The sequence below is a fragment of the Salipiger pentaromativorans genome (genome assembly GCF_024721115.1).
GTDB classification, from domain to species: Bacteria; Pseudomonadota; Alphaproteobacteria; order Rhodobacterales; family Rhodobacteraceae; genus Salipiger; species Salipiger pentaromativorans.
This window is the reverse complement of the sequence record NZ_JAMDHK010000007.1, coordinates 99,396-117,742: the sequence shown is the minus strand read 5'-3', so window position 1 is coordinate 117,742 and position 18,347 is coordinate 99,396. Positions and strand designations below refer to the sequence as shown.

At 64.3% G+C, this 18,347-nt stretch carries 17 protein-coding genes; 13 read left to right on the top strand and 4 right to left on the bottom strand.

Annotation, left to right across the window (positions count from 1 at the left end):
• Nucleotides 1-6 precede the first annotated feature (6 nt).
• Nucleotides 7-1,935, bottom strand: a complete 1,929-nt coding sequence (gene dnaK, locus M4578_RS13020; protein ID WP_258093710.1) for a molecular chaperone DnaK — start codon at nucleotides 1,933-1,935, stop codon at nucleotides 7-9.
• 217 nt (nucleotides 1,936-2,152) lie between these two features.
• Here dnaK and M4578_RS13015 point away from each other — a divergent pair, with 217 nt between their 5' ends.
• Nucleotides 2,153-2,758 carry an alpha-ketoglutarate-dependent dioxygenase AlkB family protein gene (locus M4578_RS13015; RefSeq protein ID WP_258093709.1) on the top strand — a complete coding sequence of 202 codons (606 nt, stop codon included), beginning with the start codon at nucleotides 2,153-2,155 and terminating at the stop codon, nucleotides 2,756-2,758.
• Nucleotides 2,759-2,784: 26 nt separating this feature from the next.
• On the opposite strand, the gene M4578_RS13010 is transcribed toward M4578_RS13015, so the two are convergent.
• Both M4578_RS13010 and M4578_RS13005 read right to left on the bottom strand, forming a co-directional pair.
• The gene (locus M4578_RS13010) at nucleotides 2,785-3,399 is read right to left on the bottom strand and encodes an SH3 domain-containing protein (RefSeq protein WP_258093708.1); all 615 of its coding nucleotides are present in this window, start codon (nucleotides 3,397-3,399) and stop codon (nucleotides 2,785-2,787) included.
• Between the two features lie 94 nt (nucleotides 3,400-3,493).
• Nucleotides 3,494-4,324 carry an ABC transporter permease gene (locus M4578_RS13005; RefSeq protein WP_258093707.1) on the bottom strand — a complete coding sequence of 277 codons (831 nt, stop codon included), beginning with the start codon at nucleotides 4,322-4,324 and terminating at the stop codon, nucleotides 3,494-3,496.
• A gap of 126 nt (nucleotides 4,325-4,450) precedes the next feature.
• On the opposite strand from M4578_RS13005, the gene cysQ reads away from it, so the two are divergent.
• The 9 genes from cysQ to M4578_RS12960 all read left to right on the top strand — a co-directional run bounded on the left by cysQ (nucleotide 4,451) and on the right by M4578_RS12960 (nucleotide 14,714).
• Nucleotides 4,451-5,248, top strand: a complete 798-nt coding sequence (gene cysQ, locus M4578_RS13000) for a 3'(2'),5'-bisphosphate nucleotidase CysQ (RefSeq protein ID WP_258093706.1) — start codon at nucleotides 4,451-4,453, stop codon at nucleotides 5,246-5,248.
• Nucleotides 5,249-5,255: 7 nt separating this feature from the next.
• Nucleotides 5,256-6,488, top strand: coding sequence for a glycosyltransferase family 2 protein (locus tag M4578_RS12995; RefSeq protein WP_258093705.1), 1,233 nt, complete (start codon nucleotides 5,256-5,258; stop codon nucleotides 6,486-6,488).
• 141 nt (nucleotides 6,489-6,629) lie between these two features.
• Entirely contained in the window at nucleotides 6,630-7,520 is an 891-nt protein-coding gene (gene galU / locus M4578_RS12990; RefSeq protein ID WP_258093704.1) for a UTP--glucose-1-phosphate uridylyltransferase GalU, read from the top strand.
• Between the two features lie 5 nt (nucleotides 7,521-7,525).
• Entirely contained in the window at nucleotides 7,526-8,509 is a 984-nt protein-coding gene (galE, locus tag M4578_RS12985; protein WP_258093703.1) for a UDP-glucose 4-epimerase GalE, read from the top strand.
• Nucleotides 8,490-9,698 (top strand): glycosyltransferase family 4 protein, encoded by a 1,209-nt coding sequence (locus tag M4578_RS12980; RefSeq protein ID WP_258093702.1) that lies wholly within the window; start codon nucleotides 8,490-8,492, stop codon nucleotides 9,696-9,698. The genes galE and M4578_RS12980 overlap by 20 nt, the downstream gene beginning before the upstream one ends.
• Before the next feature lie 51 nt (nucleotides 9,699-9,749).
• Entirely contained in the window at nucleotides 9,750-10,760 is a 1,011-nt protein-coding gene (locus M4578_RS12975) for a glycosyltransferase family 2 protein (protein WP_258093701.1), read from the top strand.
• Complete coding sequence (locus tag M4578_RS12970; protein WP_258093700.1) at nucleotides 10,757-12,457, top strand: beta-1,6-N-acetylglucosaminyltransferase; 1,701 nt, start codon at nucleotides 10,757-10,759, stop codon at nucleotides 12,455-12,457. Before M4578_RS12975 ends, M4578_RS12970 begins: the two co-directional genes overlap by 4 nt.
• A 7-nt stretch (nucleotides 12,458-12,464) precedes the next feature.
• A complete protein-coding gene (locus M4578_RS12965; protein ID WP_258093699.1) occupies nucleotides 12,465-13,895 on the top strand; it encodes a sulfotransferase family 2 domain-containing protein in 1,431 nt (476 codons plus the stop codon).
• 153 nt (nucleotides 13,896-14,048) lie between these two features.
• Nucleotides 14,049-14,714 (top strand): YiaD family glycine zipper/OmpA-like lipoprotein, encoded by a 666-nt coding sequence (locus tag M4578_RS12960; protein WP_258093698.1) that lies wholly within the window; start codon nucleotides 14,049-14,051, stop codon nucleotides 14,712-14,714.
• A 208-nt stretch (nucleotides 14,715-14,922) separates the two neighbouring features.
• Here M4578_RS12960 and M4578_RS12955 read toward each other — a convergent pair whose 3' ends face one another.
• Entirely contained in the window at nucleotides 14,923-15,612 is a 690-nt protein-coding gene (locus M4578_RS12955; RefSeq protein WP_258093697.1) for a sugar transferase, read from the bottom strand.
• Between the two features lie 997 nt (nucleotides 15,613-16,609).
• Between M4578_RS12955 and M4578_RS12950 the strand changes: the two genes are divergently transcribed.
• The 3 genes from M4578_RS12950 to lptA are packed head-to-tail and all read left to right on the top strand — an operon-like array spanning nucleotide 16,610 to nucleotide 18,343.
• Nucleotides 16,610-17,224: a ribonuclease D gene (locus M4578_RS12950; RefSeq protein WP_258093696.1), complete on the top strand. Its 615-nt coding sequence runs from the start codon at nucleotides 16,610-16,612 to the stop codon at nucleotides 17,222-17,224.
• A gap of 2 nt (nucleotides 17,225-17,226) precedes the next feature.
• Nucleotides 17,227-17,835, top strand: a complete 609-nt coding sequence (gene lptC / locus M4578_RS12945) for an LPS export ABC transporter periplasmic protein LptC (protein ID WP_258093695.1) — start codon at nucleotides 17,227-17,229, stop codon at nucleotides 17,833-17,835.
• 10 nt (nucleotides 17,836-17,845) lie between these two features.
• The gene (lptA, locus tag M4578_RS12940; RefSeq protein WP_258093694.1) at nucleotides 17,846-18,343 is read left to right on the top strand and encodes a lipopolysaccharide transport periplasmic protein LptA; all 498 of its coding nucleotides are present in this window, start codon (nucleotides 17,846-17,848) and stop codon (nucleotides 18,341-18,343) included.
• Nucleotides 18,344-18,347 lie beyond the last annotated feature (4 nt).

Below are 18,347 nucleotides of genomic sequence, written 5' to 3'. Positions count from 1 at the left end.
CTATGCTCAGCTACGCTTGTCGTTGCCGAGATCCTCGAAATCGGCATCGACGATGTCGTCATCCGACGAGGCCGGGCCAGAGGCATCCGCGGCGTCGGGCGCCTCGCCGCCTTCGGCGGCATCGGCCTGCGCCTTGTAGATCGCCTCGCCCAGACGCATGGCGACTTCGGTCACGTTCTGGATGCCGGACTTGATCTTCTCGGCGCCGACATCGTCTTTTTCGAGGTCATCCTTGAGCGCGGCCACGGCCAGCTCGATGGCTTCGATGGTGGACGGGTCGACCTTGTCGCCATGCTCCTCGATCGATTTCTCGGTCGAGTGGATGAGGCTTTCGGCCTGGTTGCGGGCCTCGACCAGTTCGCGGCGTTCCTTGTCCGCCTCGGCATTGGCCTCGGCATCCTTGACCATCTTCTCGATGTCTTCATCCGAGAGACCGCCGGAGGCCTGGATGGTGATCTGCTGTTCCTTGCCAGTGCCCTTGTCCTTGGCGCCGACCGACACGATGCCGTTGGCGTCGATGTCGAAGGTCACTTCGATCTGCGGCATGCCGCGCGGTGCCGGCGGGATCCCTTCGAGGTTGAACTGGCCGAGCAGCTTGTTGTCCGCCGCCATTTCACGCTCGCCCTGGAAGACGCGCAGGGTCACGGCCGACTGGTTGTCCTCGGCGGTGGAGAAGATCTGCGATTTCTTGGTCGGGATCGTGGTGTTGCGGTCGATCAGGCGGGTGAACACGCCACCCAGCGTCTCGATCCCCAGCGACAGCGGGGTCACGTCGAGAAGAACCACGTCCTTCACGTCGCCTTGCAGCACGCCGGCCTGGATCGCGGCGCCCATGGCCACAACCTCATCCGGGTTCACGCCCTTGTGCGGCTCCTTGCCGAAGAACTTGGTCACCTCTTCGATGACCTTCGGCATCCGGGTCATCCCGCCGACCAGAACCACCTCGTCGATTTCGTCCTTCGAGAGACCGGCGTCTTTCAACGCGGCCGCGCAGGGCTTCATCGACGCCTTGATCAGATCGCCCACCAGGTTTTCCAGCTTGGCGCGGGTCAGTTTCATGACCATGTGCAGCGGCTGGCCGTTCGAGCCCATCGAGATGAACGGCTGGTTGATTTCGGTCTGGCTCGACGAGCTGAGCTCGATCTTGGCCTTTTCGGCAGCTTCCTTCAGACGCTGCAGGGCCATCTTGTCCTTGGTCAGATCGACCGAGTGCTCTTTCTTGAATTCGTCCGCCAGGTAGTTGACGATCCGCATGTCGAAGTCTTCACCGCCGAGGAACGTGTCGCCGTTGGTGGATTTCACTTCGAAGAGGCCGTCGTCGATTTCCAGGATGGTCACGTCGAAGGTGCCGCCGCCGAGGTCATAGACCGCGATGGTTTTGCTTTCCTTCTTGTCGAGACCATAGGCCAGGGCGGCAGCCGTCGGTTCGTTGATGATCCGCAGCACTTCCAGACCGGCGATCTTGCCGGCGTCCTTGGTGGCCTGACGCTGGGCGTCGTTGAAATAGGCGGGGACGGTGATGACCGCCTGGGTCACGTCTTCGCCGAGATAGCTTTCGGCGGTTTCCTTCATTTTGCCGAGGATGAAGGCCGAGATCTGGCTCGGGGAATATTTGTCGCCCTTGGCTTCAACCCAGGCGTCGCCATTGCCGCCGTCGACAATCTTGTACGGCACGATCTTCTGGTCTTTGGTCACTTCCGCATCGGTGGTGCGGCGGCCGATCAGACGCTTGACGGCAAAGATGGTGGCTTCGGGGTTGGTGACAGCCTGCCGCTTTGCGGGCTGGCCGACGAGGCGTTCGTCGTCGGTGAAGGCGACGATGGAGGGGGTGGTACGGGCACCTTCGGCGTTTTCGATCACGCGGGCTTGCGACCCGTCCATGATGGCAACGCAGGAGTTGGTGGTGCCGAGGTCGATACCGATCACTTTGGCCATGTTCGATCCCTTTCGTAGTCAAGGCGATGACGCGAGGCGAGGGACCCGATTACGGCATCCAGCCCCGCTGGTGTGAAGCGCCGTCCGGCCGGGGCCTCGCGGCTTCGGAGGGTATATAAGGAGGGGGTTTGAGCCCTGCAAGCGCCCTGCGCGGCGAGATTCCGGCAAATGACTGGATTTTCTTTGCGGCGGGCGGGCGAATGCGAAAAAAGAGGTCATGGTGGAACGTATCGAGCGGCGCGGGTTTCAGATCTTTTCCGGCTTTCTGGACCGTCCGGCACAGGAGACCGTCGTCGCGCGTCTGCGCGATTGTCTGCGCGTGGCGCCGCTTTATCAGCCGGTGACGCCGCGCGGGCAGAAGATGTCGGTGCGGATGTCCTCGGCGGGGCGGTTCGGCTGGGTGACCGACCGGCGCGGCTACCGCTATGAGCCGCGCCATCCCGAGGGCATGGGATGGCCACCGATTCCGGACGAGATCATGGCCCTCTGGGAGACCGTGGCCGACTGCCCGCGCGCGCCCGAGTGCTGTCTTATCAACTGGTATGGCGAAGGTGCCCGCATGGGGCTGCATCAGGACCGCGACGAGGTGGATTTCTCCTGCCCGGTGGTCTCGGTCTCGCTGGGCGACGAGGGGCTGTTCCGCATGGGCAATGAGGACCGCGGCGGCAAGACCGAGTCGGTCTGGCTGCGTTCGGGAGATGTGGTGGTGATGGGCGGCGCGGCGCGGCTGAAGCACCACGGCGTGGACCGGATCCGCTTCGGATCGTCCACGCTCTTGCCACAGGGCGGGCGGATCAATCTGACGCTGCGGGTGGTCACCTGACGGGCCGGACCGGCAGGCGCCCGCCGTTAGGGCAGCTCCAGCGAGCAGCAGCCCGACACCGCGCGGCTGAGCTTGCCGGTCAGCACCACGGTGGCGGACAGACCGTACAGGTTGTCCGACATGCCGTCGGAGCATTGCGGATCCTTGTGCATGACCAGAACGCCCTGCTGATCGGGGCCGCCGGCGACCGAGACGAACGGCTCGAACCGGGCGTCGGCGCGGCGGATCGGCCCGGCGCGCATCGTGACCACCTCGTCGTCGATGGCCGACCATGTGGCTTCGCCATCTGCGGTGACGCTGTAGCTCCAGAAGGGTTCGGTGCCGAAACAGGTCACCTCCTGCGCGTCGGGAAGGACGCTGCCGGCCTGCATCGCCAGAAAGGACAGCGAGGCCCAGCCCGCGCCCTCGCCGAGATTCACACGCCCCCAGGTGCCCGCCGCGTTTACGGCGGTGACCTCGACGAATTGCGCGTTGTGCGCCAGCGCCCCGACGACCGGGGCCGCCGCATCGGGCGCGGCCCGCACATTCAGCACATCGTTTGCCGCAACGCCGGTCACATCGAACAGCGCAGGCAGGTCCTGCGCTGCGAGCGGCGTGGCGAGGCACAGGCCCATGGCCAGAAAGACACCCTTGGGGAACATCCCGATCTCCTCTCGGCAAAATCCTCTTGCGGTCAGGATAGCGCAGCGCCGCCGCGTCCCAAAGTGAGGAATTCCTGCCTGCGAGGGGGTGGGCTTAGCGGCGGGCGCCCCAGGAGGCGGAGGCGTGTTTGCGGGTGTAGAATTCGCCCATCAACCCGATCATGATCAGCACGAGGGACAGGTAGAGCGCGTATTCCCAGCTCGAGTTGCGGGGGTTGTAATCGACGAAGGCATGGCCGCGCGACTGGTCGATGGTGTGGAAGAGCGGGTTCCAGTCGAACATCACCAGCATGTAGCTGGGCAGCGAGTTGGCGACGAACATCTTGCCCGACGCGATCATGTTCGCCCGCTGATAGACGGTGGTGATGATCTGCACCGGCGTCGGGAACCAGGGTTTCGCCGCCAGGAACACCATGCCGATGGCCGCGCCCGAGAACCACGACAGCAGGATCATCGCGAGGCAGCCGATGGGATCATGAATCTCCTGCATGACGAAGGGATTGAAGGCCACGTCATAGACAAAGAGGATGAAGACCAGCGACAGGATCTGGATATAGAGCGTGCTGAGCATCGCCGAGGCGATGGCGATGGCTGTGTTCATCGGCGCGTGCTGCATCATCGGGCTGGCGGGCCCTTCCGAGCCGACCACGGCACCCAGCGTCTTGGAATGGGTCATGTAGAGGAACACGCCGGTCATGATGTAGATCATGAAGTCGCCGCGGATCGCCGTGCTGCGCATGCCCAGGATCTGGAACATGAAGTAGAAGGCGAGCACGAAGATGATCGTCTGCAGCATGTTCATGAACAGCGCCATGAAGGCGTTGCCATGGCTCTTGCGCACCGCGCGGACCGAGTTGTGATAGATCAGTTCGGCGATATAGAGCGCGGAACCCAGCCGCGAACGTGGCTTCGTGGTCTGAAACATGGCGGCACTGCTCCGATGCGCGTCTGGGGGCGACGGGTCTTCTTGCCCATCTTGATGAGGGGCAGCATAAGGGGAGGAGACTTTCAAATCAATAAACCCGCTTTGGTGCGGAAAAGGAGATCGGCTTTGAATTACGAAACTCTCGTTCAGGTGATGCGGCGGCTTGCGCTCGAGGCGGGCGACAAGATCATGGAGATCTACAACAGCGACGATTTCGAGGTGAAATCGAAGTCGGATCAGAGCCCCGTGACCGAGGCCGACGAGGCCGCCGATGAATTGATCTCGGCCGGTCTGCGCGAGGTGTTTCCGGATGTCGCGCTGGTGACCGAAGAGCAAGCCGACAGCCACACGCAGGAGGTGATGACATTTCTCATCGTCGACCCGCTGGACGGCACCAAGGAATTCGTCAAGCGCCGCGGCGATTTCACCGTGAACATCGCGCTGGTCGAAGAGGGCGTGCCGACGCGCGGTGTCGTCTATGCGCCGGCCAGGGGCCGCATGTTCTACACCGATGCGCTGGGCAAGTCGGTGGAAGAGGCCGGACCCTTCGACAAGGAGACCCCGGGCGCGCTGACGCCGCTGTCGGTGTCGGATGCGGACAATTCGGCGCTGATGGTTGTGGCCTCGAAATCGCATCGCGACGAGGCGACCGACGCCTATATCAACCAATATTCGGTCAAGGATTCCAAGAGCGCCGGCTCCTCGCTGAAGTTCTGCCTGGTCGCGACCGGCGAGGCGGATCTCTACCCGCGCCTCGGCCGCACGATGGAGTGGGACACCGCCGCCGGCCACGCGGTGCTGAACGGTGCCGGCGGGCGCGTGGTGCGCTTCGACGATCACACGCCGCTGGCCTATGGCAAGGCCGGGTTCGCGAACCCGTTCTTCATTGCCTACGCGCCCGGCGTGGAGCTGAAAGAGGGCTGAGCCCGGCATGGAGCCGCTGCCGGTCAGCTTGGTGATCGTAAGCCGGGGTCGCCCGGATGCGCTGACCCTCTGCCTGACCGGCGTGGCGCAGCTCGACTATCCCCGCTTCGAGGTGATCGTGGTGGCCTGCCCAGAGGGCGCCGCCGCGGTCGCCGCCCGCCCCGACGCGGCACAGATCAAGCTGCTGCACTATGACGAGGCCAATATCTCGGCGGCGCGCAATCTCGGGATTGCGCAGGCGGCGGGCGAGGTCGTGGCCTTTCTCGACGACGACGCGGTTCCCGAACCCACCTGGCTGACCCATCTGGCAGCGCCCTTTTCCGATCCCGAGGTGGCCTCGGCGGGCGGCTATGTGCGGGGGCGCAACGGGATCGACTATCAATGGCGCGCCCGCAGCGTGACCTCGCAAGCGGAAGAGGCCGAGCTGCCGCTGGAGGGCATGGCGCCGCGCGTGCTGCGCCCGGATCCCGGCGCGGCGATCAAGTTGCAGGGCACCAACATGGCGCATCGGCGTTCGGTGCTGGCGGCGATGGGTGGGTTCGATCCGGCCTTTCGCTTCTTCCTCGACGAAACCGATCTCGACCTGCGCCATGCCGCAGCCGGCCATGCCACGGCCGTGGTGCCGCTGGCGCAGGTTCATCACGGCTATGCGGCCAGCGACCGCCGCGCCGCCGACCGCACGCCGCGCGATCTGAGCGAAATCGGCGCCTCTATGGCGGTGTTTCTGGCCAAGCACTGTCCGGAGGCAGAGCGCATCGCCGCCTGGAGGGCCTTCCGCGCAAGGCAGCGCCGGGGCCTGCTCGATTACATGCGGCGCGGTCCGCTCGGGCCCGACGATGTGTTGCGGCTGATGCGCGGGCTGGATCGCGGCTGGCGGGCCGGTCAGGGGCGGGCTGTCGGCGGCGCGGCGCCGATCCCGCCGGCGGAGGCGCCGTTTCTGCCGTTCCCTGGCCGGCCGGGCGCACCGCGCGCGGTGCTGTCGGGACGGGTCTGGAAACGGTCGGCGATGCGCAGGGAGGCGGCGCGGCTGGCCGGCGAGGGCCGGATCGTCAGCATTTTCCGGTTTTCGCATACCGCGCTCTATCACCGGCTGCGGTTTCACCCGGACGGCTATTGGGAGCAGATCGGCGGGCTCTGGGGCCGCAGCGAGCGCAGCGGCGCGGCCATCCGGCCATGGTTTTTCGGGCCTCGTTTGCGTGCAGAGCTGCGGCGGATCGCCGAAATTCGCGGCATCGGCTGATTATCTCCTATGCCGCGACAATCCCCCGCCAATATCGCAAAATTGCCTTATTTGTCCTGTGTTCTCGGCAACAATATCGTGTTAGGGAAAAGTTTAAACGATGTCGTTAAGACGTCCCTTGGAATTTGAGGATCAGGTATAATGCGCAACAAGGTTACAAAGGCGATTTTCCCGGTTGCGGGGCTTGGCACGCGGTTCCTCCCGGCGACGAAATCGGTTCCCAAAGAGATCATGACGCTGGTCGATCGGCCGCTTGTGCAATACGCCATCGACGAAGCGCGCGCCGCCGGCATCAAGGAGTTCATCTTCGTGACCTCGCGGGGCAAGGGCGCTCTTGAGGATTATTTCGACCACGCCCCGCAGCTCGAACAGGAGCTGAAGAAGAAGGGCAAGGACAAGCTGCTTGAAGTGCTCAAATCCACCAACATGGATTCGGGCGAGATCGCCTATATCCGCCAGCACAAGGCGCTGGGCCTGGGCCACGCGGTCTGGTGCGCGCGCCGGCTGATCGGCAACGAGCCCTTTGCCGTCATGCTGCCTGACGACGTGATCGCAGCCGACAAACCCTGCCTGCAGCAGATGGTCGAGGCGTATGAGGAAACCGGCGGCAACATGGTCGCGGCGATGGAAGTGCCCGCCGACAAGGCGTCGTCCTACGGCATTCTCGACGTGAAAGAGGACATGGGTTCGATGGTGTCGGTCAGGGCCATGGTCGAAAAACCCAAGGCGGGCGAGGCGCCCTCGAATCTTGCCGTGATCGGACGCTACATCCTGTCGCCGCAGGTGCTCAGGAACCTCAACAAGATGAAGTCCGGTGCCGGGGGCGAGATCCAGCTCACCGATGCCATCGCCGACGAGATCGACGGCGAAGGCGTCTATGGTTATCGCTTCAACGGCCGGCGCTACGATTGCGGGTCCAAGGCCGGGTTCCTCCAGGCCACCGTTGCCTTCGGCCTGGAGCGTGAGGAGCTGCGCGACGATCTCGAAGCCTATCTGCACGAGGTCGTTGCGGCGCGCAAAGCGGCGGAGTAATCCGCGTGACGCATGTTCTGGTGACCGGCGGTGCGGGCTATATCGGCTCGCACGCCTGCAAGGTTCTGAACGCGGCAGGCTTTACCCCCGTTACCTATGACAATCTGGTCACCGGCTGGCAGGACGCGGTCAAGTTCGGCCCGTTCGAACGGGGCGAACTTTCCGACCGTGCCCGGCTGGATGAGGTCTTTGCCAAATACCGGCCCGCCGCCGTGATGCATTTCGCCGCGCTCAGCCAGGTGGGCGAAGCGATGTCCGAACCGGGCCGCTACTGGCGCAACAATGTCGAGGGCTCGCTGACGCTGATCGAGGCGGCCACCGCCGCCAACTGTCTGAACTTCGTCTTCTCCTCGACCTGCGCCACCTATGGCGAACACGATAATGTGGTGCTGGACGAAACCACGCCGCAGGAGCCGCTCAACGCCTATGGCGCGTCCAAGCGCGCGGTCGAGAACATCCTGCGCGATTTCGAGGCCGCCTACGGGCTGCGCCATGTGATCTTCCGTTATTTCAACGTGGCGGGTGCCGATCCCGAGGGCGAGGTGGGCGAACATCACCGTCCCGAGACCCATCTGATCCCCGTGATGCTGGAAGCGATCGTCGGCACGCGCCCGGCGCTGACCATTCACGGCGAGGATTACGACACGCCCGACGGCACCTGCATTCGCGATTATGTGCATGTGATGGATCTGGTCGATGCGCATCTTCTCGGCCTGAAATGGCTGCGGGATGGCAAGCCGAGCCGGGTCTTCAACCTGGGCACCGGCAAGGGGTTCTCGGTGCGCGAGGTGGTCGAGGCATCGCGCGCGGTGACCAATCGCGAGGTGCCCTACAGCATCGGGCCGCGCCGGGCCGGCGACGCGACCAAGCTTGTCTCGGGTTCGACCCGTGCCGCCGCCGAACTCGGCTGGGCGCCCGGGCGCTCGACCATGGCGGAGATGATCGCCGATGCGTGGCGATGGCACCGGAATGGACATTACGACCGCTGAGGCGCCGCCGCGCCTGCTCGACCTGACGCGGCTGGTGTCGCGGGCGGGGCGGCCATTCACCGGCATCGACCGGGTCGAATACGCTTATCTGGCGCAGCTTCTCGACACCGGGCCGCTCTACGGGCTGGTGCGGTCTTCGCTGGGCTATCTTCTGCTGGATCGCCGGGGCTGCGCCGAACTCAAGCGCCGTCTCGACGCCAACGACTGGCCGGCGCCCGACCGTCTGTCGCGCCTGCGCGGGCGCGATGCCGCGCGTGCGGGCGCGGAAACCGCGCTGCGCCGGGTGGCCGTCGCGCGCTGTCTGCCGCACTGGCTGCCCCGCATGCTGCGGCGGCGCCTGCCCGCAGGTACGCATTACCTCAACACCGGGCACACGAACCTCACCGACCGGGTGGTGGGCGCGCTGCGCCGGGTGCCGGGCATGAAGATTGCCGTGCTGCTGCACGACACCATCCCGCTGGATTACCCGGCCTATCAGGCCGCCGGCATCCCGGAGCGGTTCCGGGGCTTTCTGCTGCGCACCGGGCGCTTTGCCGATTTGGTGATCTGCAATTCCCGGCAGACGGAGCGGGATCTGCGGCGGCACCTCGGGCCGCTGGGGCTGGCGCCGGAAACCGTCGTGGCGCATCTGGGGGTGCCCGTGCCGGTGCCCTCTGCGGCGCCGGAGGGGCCCTGGAGCGGACGGCGCTATTTCGTGGTGCTGGGCACCGTCGAGCCGCGCAAGAACCATGCGTTGCTGCTGGACATCTGGGAGCAAGAGGCGCCCGATGCCGATCTGCTGATCTGCGGCGGGCGGGGCTGGAACAATGCCGGGGTCTTTGCGCGGCTCGACCGGGGTATCGCGCGGGTGCACGAACTGCCCGGGCTGGATGACCACCAGGTGGCGGCGCTGCTGAGAGGCAGTGCCGGGTTGCTGTTCCCGAGCCATGCAGAAGGCTATGGCCTGCCGCCGATGGAGGCCGCTGCGCTGGGTGTGCCGGTGCTGGCCAATGATTTGCCCGTGCTCCGGGAAGTTCTTGGGGATATTCCCGTTTACGCAAACGTATCAAAGCGTTATCTTTGGGCCGACAAGATAAGAAGGATGGCCGAAGATCGTCGGGCGGATCCGGACAGCGAGATGCGCAGCGCAGAGGGGGCGGCCCTTCCGGGCTGGGATGTGCATTTCAAGACCGTGTTAACCCTGATCTGATAGCCGGACAGGCAGCAGGGCCGGAGATTCCGGCTCTTACGAGGGCAGATATTGAGCGCATGGCGGTCATACCGGCTGAGGCTTCAGCGCAAGCGCTGGCGCATCCGCGCCCTGCGCAAGAGTCGCGAGCTCATGCCGGTGTCGAACCGCACCGACCGCATCCGCTCGTCTGATCTTCTGGTGTTCTGCACCCAGCGCAACGAAAGCATCCGGCTGCCCTATTTCCTGAAATATTACAGGGATATGGGGGTCAATCACTTCTTCTTCGTCGATAACGACAGCACCGACAATTCGCTCGACTACCTGTCCCGGCAGGAGGACGTGTCGGTCTGGACGACGCGGGGCAGCTACAAGCGCTCGCGCTTCGGGATGGACTGGATCAACTTCCTGTTGCGCAAATACGCGCATGGCCACTGGGCGCTGACCGTCGATCCCGACGAGTTCTTTCTCTACCCGTTCTGCGACACGCGCCCGCTGCGCGCGCTGACCGACTGGCTCGACGCCTCGTCGATCAAGAGCTTTTCGGCCATGCTGCTGGACATGTACCCCAAGGGCCGGATCGACGCCCAGCCTTACCAGCCGGGGCAGAACCCGATCGAGATCGCCTCGTGGTTCGACGCGGGCAACTACACGGTCAGACGCAATCCGCGCTTCGGCAATCTCTGGATCCAGGGCGGTCCGCGCGCGCGGGTCTTCTTCCCCGACCGGCCTGCACGGGCCCCGGCGCTGAACAAGATCCCGCTGGTCAAATGGGACAAGCGCTACACCTATGTCAGCTCGACCCATATGTTGCTGCCGCGCGGTCTGAACCTTGTGTACGACGAGTGGGGCGGGGAAAAGGCCAGCGGGCTCTTGCTGCACACCAAATTCCTCGACACGTTCGGCGCCAAGGCCGAGGAAGAGCTGAAGCGCAAACAGCACTACGCGGGCTCGACCGAATATCTGGCCTATCACGCCGGGATCAAGGACAACCCCGAGCTCTGGTGCAAATGGTCCGAGAAATACATCAACTGGCGCCAGCTCGAGATTCTCGGCCTCATGTCCAAGGGGAACTGGGCATGAGCGTGGGCATCGTGATGCTTGTCCACACCGCGCTGGGTCGTGCCGAGCAGGTGGCGCGGCACTGGACCAAGGCGGGCTGTCCGGTCGTCATCCATGTCGACAAGATGGTTTCGAAAAAGGTCTATGACGGGTTCGTCGCGGCGCTGTCGGATCTGCCCGAGGTTCTGTTCTCGCGCCGGCACCGCTGCGAATGGGGCACCTGGGGGCTGGTGGCGGCGAGCCAGGACGCTTCGGAGCTGATGCTGGAACGGTTCCCCGAAGTGCGCCACGTCTATCTGACCTCGGGCTCCTGCCTGCCGCTGCGCCCGGTCGATGAGCTGATCGACTATCTGGCCGAGCGGCCGCGCACCGATTTCATCGAAAGCGCCACCACCGCCGATGTGCCCTGGACGGTGGGCGGGCTCGACCACGAGCGGTTCACCCTGCTCTTCCCCTTTTCCTGGCGCAAGAGCCGCTATCTCTTCGACAAGTTCGTCGAACTCCAGCGGGGCATCGGGTTCCGCCGGCGGGTGCCCAAGGGCGTGGTGCCGCATATGGGCAGCCAGTGGTGGTGCCTGACGCGGCAGACGCTCTCGGCGATCCTTCAGGATCCGGAGCGCCGCAAGTTCGACCGCTACTTCCGCAAGGTCTGGATTCCGGACGAAAGCTATTTCCAGACGCTGGCGCGGCTGTACTCGACCAATATCGAAAGCCGGTCTCTGACGCTGTCGAAATTCGACTTCCAGGGCAAGCCGCATATCTTCTACGACGATCATCTCCAGCTTCTGCGCCGTTCGGACTGTTTCGTCGCGCGCAAGATCTGGCCCCATGCCGAGCGGCTGTACCAGGCGTTTCTGTCTGACGCCGAAGTGGCGCAGAACCGGCAGGAGCCGAACCCCGGCAAGATCGACCGGATCTTCGCCAAGGCGGTCGACCGGCGGACGCGCGGGCGGCCGGGGCTCTACATGCAGTCGCGGTTCCCGAACTACGGTTGGGAAAACGGCGTGACGGCGGGGAAGTATTCGGTTTTCCAAGGGTTTTCCGAGCTTTTCAAGGATTTCGAAAGCTGGCTGGCGCGGGCGACCGGGGCGCAGGTGCATGGCCATCTCTACGGCCCCGAACGGGCGGAGTTCGCCGGCGGCCAGACGGTGATCAACGGCGCGCTCTCCGACAATGCCGAGCTGCGCGATGCCCATCCCAAGGCGTTTCTGACGAACCTCTTGTGGAACACCCGAGGCGAGCGGCAATGCCTGCAATACGGCCCGCATGACAACCCCGATATCAACTGGCATTTCGCCCGCGATCCGAACGCGCAGATCAGCGTGATCTCGGGGGCCTGGGCGGTGCCGTTGTTCAAATCCAACGCCAATTTCGCCGATCTGCGCGCCGAGGCGGCGCAGCTTCAGAAGATCGAAAGCGCGATGCTGGATCAATTGCGCTCGCCCGATGCCAAGGCGCGCATCCGCATCTGGACCATGGCGGAATTCATCGAGGCGCCGATGGAGCCGTTGCAGGTGGTGATCGACGAGATCGGCCAGAAATCCCCCCGCCGGCTCGCCGAGGCGCCGGTGATGGAGGATCTGGCGGGGTTCGGGCAATTCCTCCAGAATCTCAAGAACCAGGGGATGCACCCCTATCTGATGGGCGACTTCCCGGTGGAGCCGGCGCCGCAAAACGCGCGGAAGACCGCCCGGAAACCGTATCTCGTGAAGAAATAGGCCCTGAATGTCCGACCGTTTCGATTACTTCGTCGTCTTTGCCGAGATGCGCACCGGGTCGAATTTCCTTGAGGCCAACCTCAATGCCTTCGCCGGGCTGACCTGCCATGGCGAGGCGTTCAATCCGCATTTCATCGGCTACCCCACCTCCGAGGATATTCTGGGCATCTCGCAGCAGGAACGCGACCGCGATCCCGAGCGGCTGCTCAATCAGATCCGTCTGGCGACGCCGGGCGGGCTTGGCGGGTTCCGCTTCTTTCACGACCACGATCCGCGCATCCTGCCGACGCTGCTGACCGATCCGCGCTGCGCCAAGATCGTACTGACCCGCAACCCGGTCGACAGCTACGTGAGCTGGAAAATCGCCCAGGCCACCGGCCAGTGGAAGCTGACCAATGTGAAGAAGCGCAAGGATGCCAAGGCGCAGTTCGATGCGACGGAGTTCGAGGACCATCTGGAGGCGTTGCAGGCGTTCCAGATCACCCTGATGAACGCGCTTCAGGTGACCGGGCAGACGGCGTTTTACGTCGCCTATGAAGATCTCCAGAACGTCGAGGTGATGAACGGGCTGGCGAAATGGCTGGGCGCCTATTCGCAGCTCGACAGCCTCAACACCGCGCTGAAGCGGCAGAACCCGGAGCCGATCTCGGACAAGGTCGAGAATTTCGCCGAGATGGAAGCGGCGCTGGCGCGGCTCGACCGGTTCAACCTGACGCGCACGCCGAATTTCGAGCCGCGCCGCGGGCCGGCGGTGCCGGGCTATGTCGGCGGGGCGAAGACGCCGCTGCTCTACATGCCCATCAAGTCCGGGCCCGAGGTCGCGGTGCAGAACTGGCTGATGGCGCTCGACGGGGTGGACGCGGGGGCGCTGGCGCGCGATTTCACCCAGAAGAGCCTGCGCCAGTGGAAACGCGAACGCACCGGGCACCGCAGCTTTACCGTGCTGCGCCACCCGCTGGCGCGGGCGCATGACGCTTTCTGCACCAAGATCCTGACCACGGGCCCCGGCAGCTACAAGGGCATCCGCAAGACCCTGCGCCGCGCCCACAACCTGCCGATCCCCGAGGAGGAGCCGGGAAGCGATTACACGCTCGAGGCGCATCGCGAGGCGTTTACCGCCTTTCTGAACTTCCTCCGGGCCAACCTTTCGGGTCAGACGGCGGTGCGGATCGACGGGCATTGGGCCAGTCAGGCGCAGGTGATCCAGGGCATGTCCGAGCTGACATTGCCCGACATGATCGTGCGCGAGGACGAGATGGCCAGCTACCTGCCGGCGCTGGCGATGCAGGTGGGGCACCAGGCACCGCCGGATCCGGTGCATGTGCCCGTCAGCGCGCCTTATGCGCTGGCCGAGATCTATGACGATCAGCTCGAAAACGCCGCGCGCGAGGCCTATCAGCGCGATTATCTCATGTTCGGATTCGACGACTGGGGCTGACCGCCGGACGGGCTTTCGGGGCCGCCGGGGCGCGATCACGATGGGCGGAGACTCGCCGATTTCCCCGTGACAGCGATATTGGCCCACGGCATGGTGGCGCTATAACGCAAACAGAGTCCCCGTTCAGGGGCCAGTCAGACAAGAGGCACACCGATGATCCGGGCCAGAACTTCCATTCTTCTTTCTCTCGCCGCGGCGATGACGCTGAGCGCCTGTTCCGAAGGCCAGATGTTCGATGAGAACGATCCCAACCGCCAGGCAAAGCAGGGCGCGCTGATCGGCGCCGTGGGCGGGGCTGTGGCCGGGCGTCTGATCGGCGGCAACAACAACGACACCGTCAAGAACACCCTGGTCGGCGCCGCCGCCGGGGCCGCGCTTGGCGGCGTGATCGGCAACCAGCTCGACAAGCAGGAAGCGGAACTGCGCCAGCAGCTCGGCAACAACGTGGCGATCACCAATACCGGCGACCGTCTCATCGTGACCATGCCGCAGGACATCCTGTTCGCCACCGACAGCGCCGCGCTGCGCTCGGATCTGCAGGCCGACATCCGCACCGTCGGCCGTTCGCTGCTCGATTACCCCAACACCACCGTGCAGGTGCTGGGCCACACCGACAGCGATGGCGACGCCGGTTATAACCTCGACCTGTCCAAGCGCCGGGCCCAGGCCGTGGCCAGCCTGCTGATCTCCGAGGGCGTGCCCTCGTCGCGCGTTCAGGCCATCGGCCGGGGCGAAGACCAACCGGTTGCCTCGAATCTGACCGCCGAGGGCAAGCAGCAGAACCGCCGCGTCGAAATCGTCATCCTGCCCAACGCCTGATTTCGGGCCCACGGGACAGAGCGCGCGCCGCGGCCCACCCGCGGCGCGTTTGCGTTTTACAGGGGTTCGAAGCACGCCGCTGGTCCGGGTTATGATGGGCCGGCGATGCATGCAGGCTGAGCCGAACCACCCTTGCCAATGGCAAAGGCCCCCGCCGAAGCGGGGGCCTTGTCGTGAGCGAGCCTGGAGAGAGAAGAGAGAGAGAGGCTCAGCAACCGGTGCCGTGCAGGACGACCTTGAAGGTCTTGGCCAGCACGTGGAGATCGGTCTTGAAGGACAGCTCGCGCAGATAGGCGGTGTCGAAGCCGGCGCGCTCGGCAAAGCTCGAGTCGTTGCGCACGGAAGTCTGCCAGAAGCCGGTGATGCCCGGGCGCAGCGCGTAATAGGCGGTGCCGGGGTACAGTTCCTGCTGATCCACCATCATCGGACGCGGGCCGACCAGCGACATATCCCCGCGCAGCACGTTCCAGAGCTGCGGCAGCTCGTCGAGCGAGGTCTTGCGGATGATCCGGCCGATGCGGGTGATCCGCGGATCGTGGCGCAGCTTCTGCGTGCGGTTCCATTCTTCGCGCGCCGCCGGGTCGCGGGCGAGATAGGCTTCGAGCTGGCGGTCGGCATCGGCCACCATCGAGCGCAGTTTCCACATGTGGAAGATCCGGCCGTTCCGGCCCACGCGCTTTTGCAGGTAGATCGGCGACTTGCCGTCGAGCGCGATGATCGCGGCGAGAACCAGCGTCACGGCCAGCACCGGCAGTGCACCGAGGAGAACCAGTGCGATGTCGAGCGAGCGCTTGGCGATATTGCGGTAAAACAGGGCGCGAGGCGCAACAAACAGCGCGTCGTCAATCAGCTTTTCAATTTCGGCCGTCGGCAGCGGATGGCGAATATGCAGTGTCAATTTGACCTCCTGGAGGCGTGCTTATCGACGGAAGAAGCAGAAAGACGCTGAGGGGATCGGATGACACCGGCACGCAGGTTCCATGTGCTCTGCCGATGGCAGAACAGGCACGAGGCGCCGTAAAGACGGTTCAGATTGTCAAAGTGTCAGTTCCGAGCAGAACGCAGCAGACTTACCGTTAACTCCCAGTGGAAGCACCAACCCCCAAGTGCCGTAGTGTGACGAAATTATGTTTTTTTGCTCGACTTGGATGGTTATGCATCTCGGCCATGGCACCGTCAACAAAACGTTTCTTCTACATCTTTGGGTTGAATTGCAGCCATTTGATCGGCGCCTTTGGGGCCTCTCCAATGCAGGTCGCGCAGCGCATTGGGGGGTGGGTGGGCTCCCGGTGGGAGACAAGATTTCGCGGCTGCACGGTCTTGTGCGCTGGGGCTTGCGGTCGGCATTTCCGAGAAATAAGGACAGGAAACAGTATTGCGCGGGCTCATCCTTTGATTGTTTCCCTTAGGGAAACAGATCTTCGAAAATCTGAATATTATTCATAAATACTGCGGCTGCAAAATCGGGAATGCCATGGCGGCGAAAAGAATGAAAAGGCCGCGCCCGTAATCGGAAACAATACTAAATCTCCAGATGACGCCGGAAGTCGGCAAAGCGGATGGAAACGGCCCGGCTGGGCGCCAATACGCTTTGAGGTGCCCCCCCTGGGCGGGGGCGTTTCGGAAGGCGGAGACACGGCTTCGGCGCCAACACGTTTAGAGTGAATCAACTTCGTCACGAATTGTTACAATCGGTCAGGTGCCGCGAGGGGAGGAGCCCGAATCGTGCCCGTCCCACGCCCATCCGGTGCCATATTCGCGCCGAATCGGGTCTTATTTCTGCCCGCCCGCTTGCCAAATATGGCAAAGCGATGGGGCATGCTCAGTTGCATGATGCGCGCCGCTTGCCTATTTCGGGCGCGACCCACCCGAGCGAGATGAAAGGGCCCGACGGAATGGCGAACCACCTCTATAAAGGCGATCTGCCCGACGGGCTCGATCTGGGCCCGGTCGTCGCGATCGACTGCGAGACCATGGGGCTCGACCCGCACCGCGACCGGCTGTGCGTGGTGCAGCTTTCGGGCGGCGACGGGCATGCGCATCTGGTGCAGGTCGCGAAGGGCCAGACCGAGGCGCCCAATCTTTGCCGCTTGCTGCGCGACGAGACGGTGCTGAAGCTGTTCCATTTCGGCCGCTTCGACATCGCTGCCATGTATCATGCCTTTGGCGCGCTGGCCGCTCCGGTCTATTGCACCAAGATCGCCAGCCGGCTGGTGCGCACCTATACAGACCGCCACGGGCTCAAATCGCTGACCCAGGAACTGCTGGGTGTCGATATTTCGAAACAGCAGCAGTCGAGCGACTGGGGCGCCGAGGAGCTGACCGGGGCCCAGCTCGACTACGCGGCCTCCGATGTGCTGCATCTGCACCGGCTGCGCGAGGCGCTGAACGGGATGCTGGCGCGCGAGGGGCGTCTGGAGCTGGCGCAGGCCTGTTTCGATTTCCTGCCGACCCGCGCGTTGCTCGATCTCGAAGGCTGGCCCGACACCGACATCTTCGCGCACGCCTGACCATGGTCCGGCGGGGGGACACATATTCCAGCGTCATCGCCTGGCTGAAGATCCTGCTGCCGCTGGTGGCGCTGATGCTGCTGTCCACGCTGTTCCTTCTGCCGCGCCAGGGCGAGCCGGTGAATCGTCTGCCCTATGCCGAGGGCGTCGATCCCGGCGATGCCACGCGCGAGCAGATCGTGGCGCCGCATTACGCCGGTACCACGGCGAAGGGCGATCAGTTGACGCTGACCGCAAACAGCGCCGAGCCGCTGGACGGCACGCTTGCGCGGGTGCGGGCGCATGGGCTGGATGCCCGGCTCGACATGGTCGACGGCAGCCAGATCACGCTGAGCGCGGATCAGGCGCTGGTCGATGATGGCGAGAAATCCGCCGATCTCGAGGGCCGCGTGCATATCGTCAGCTCGACCGGTTATGTGATGGACACCGAGCGCATGCTGACCGCGCTCGACCGGATCGACGCGGAAACCCTGGCGCCGGTCAGCGGCAGCGGTCCGGCGGGCACCTTTACCGCCGGCAAGCTGACAATCCGGCCCGAGGAAAACGGCCAGGATGTGCAACTGCTTTTCACGGGTGGCGTAAACCTGATATACGACCCCCAAGATCCATAAAGGCTATTGCATGTCGCGTATTCTGATCGTCGCCGCTACGTTGCTCGCCCTGTCGGGGCCGGCGCTGGCGCAGGGAACCAAGGTCGCCTTCGGTGGCATGAAGCAGGACACCAGCGCCCCGGTCGAGGTCAGCGCGGATTCGCTCCAGGTCAACCAGTCGGACGGCACGGCGCTTTATACCGGCAATGTGGTGATCGGTCAGGGCGAGATGCGGCTCGCCGCGCCGCGGGTGCTGATCATCTATACCGAAGGTCAGGGCCGCATCGACCGCATGGAGGCGACCGGCGGTGTCACCCTTGTCAGCGGCGAGGAGGCCGCCGAGGCGGATCGCGCCGATTACAGCATCGACACAGGTGTTGTGGTGATGACGGGCAACGTGCTCTTGACGCAGGGCAGCAACGCCCTCACCTCAGAGCGTATGATTGTGAACCTTGAAGACGGCACTGCGCAAATGACGGGGAGGGTCCGCACGGTGATCGGTCAGGGGTCCGACGAAGAACAACAGTAAGTGT

Excerpts from the sequence above, each read along its gene's own strand:
- dnaK (WP_258093710.1), bottom strand. The coding sequence starts at position 1,935 with ATGGCCAAAGTGATCGGTATCGACCTCGGCACCACCAACTCCTGCGTT.
- M4578_RS13015 (WP_258093709.1), top strand. The coding sequence starts at position 2,153 with ATGGTGGAACGTATCGAGCGGCGCGGGTTTCAGATCTTTTCCGGCTTT.
- M4578_RS13010 (WP_258093708.1), bottom strand. The coding sequence starts at position 3,399 with ATGTTCCCCAAGGGTGTCTTTCTGGCCATGGGCCTGTGCCTCGCCACG.
- M4578_RS13005 (WP_258093707.1), bottom strand. The coding sequence starts at position 4,324 with ATGTTTCAGACCACGAAGCCACGTTCGCGGCTGGGTTCCGCGCTCTAT.
- M4578_RS12995 (WP_258093705.1), top strand. The coding sequence starts at position 5,256 with ATGGAGCCGCTGCCGGTCAGCTTGGTGATCGTAAGCCGGGGTCGCCCG.
- galU (WP_258093704.1), top strand. The coding sequence starts at position 6,630 with ATGCGCAACAAGGTTACAAAGGCGATTTTCCCGGTTGCGGGGCTTGGC.
- M4578_RS12980 (WP_258093702.1), top strand. The coding sequence starts at position 8,490 with ATGGACATTACGACCGCTGAGGCGCCGCCGCGCCTGCTCGACCTGACG.
- M4578_RS12970 (WP_258093700.1), top strand. The coding sequence starts at position 10,757 with ATGAGCGTGGGCATCGTGATGCTTGTCCACACCGCGCTGGGTCGTGCC.
- M4578_RS12965 (WP_258093699.1), top strand. The coding sequence starts at position 12,465 with ATGTCCGACCGTTTCGATTACTTCGTCGTCTTTGCCGAGATGCGCACC.
- M4578_RS12960 (WP_258093698.1), top strand. The coding sequence starts at position 14,049 with ATGATCCGGGCCAGAACTTCCATTCTTCTTTCTCTCGCCGCGGCGATG.
- M4578_RS12950 (WP_258093696.1), top strand. The coding sequence starts at position 16,610 with ATGGCGAACCACCTCTATAAAGGCGATCTGCCCGACGGGCTCGATCTG.
- lptC (WP_258093695.1), top strand. The coding sequence starts at position 17,227 with ATGGTCCGGCGGGGGGACACATATTCCAGCGTCATCGCCTGGCTGAAG.
- lptA (WP_258093694.1), top strand. The coding sequence starts at position 17,846 with ATGTCGCGTATTCTGATCGTCGCCGCTACGTTGCTCGCCCTGTCGGGG.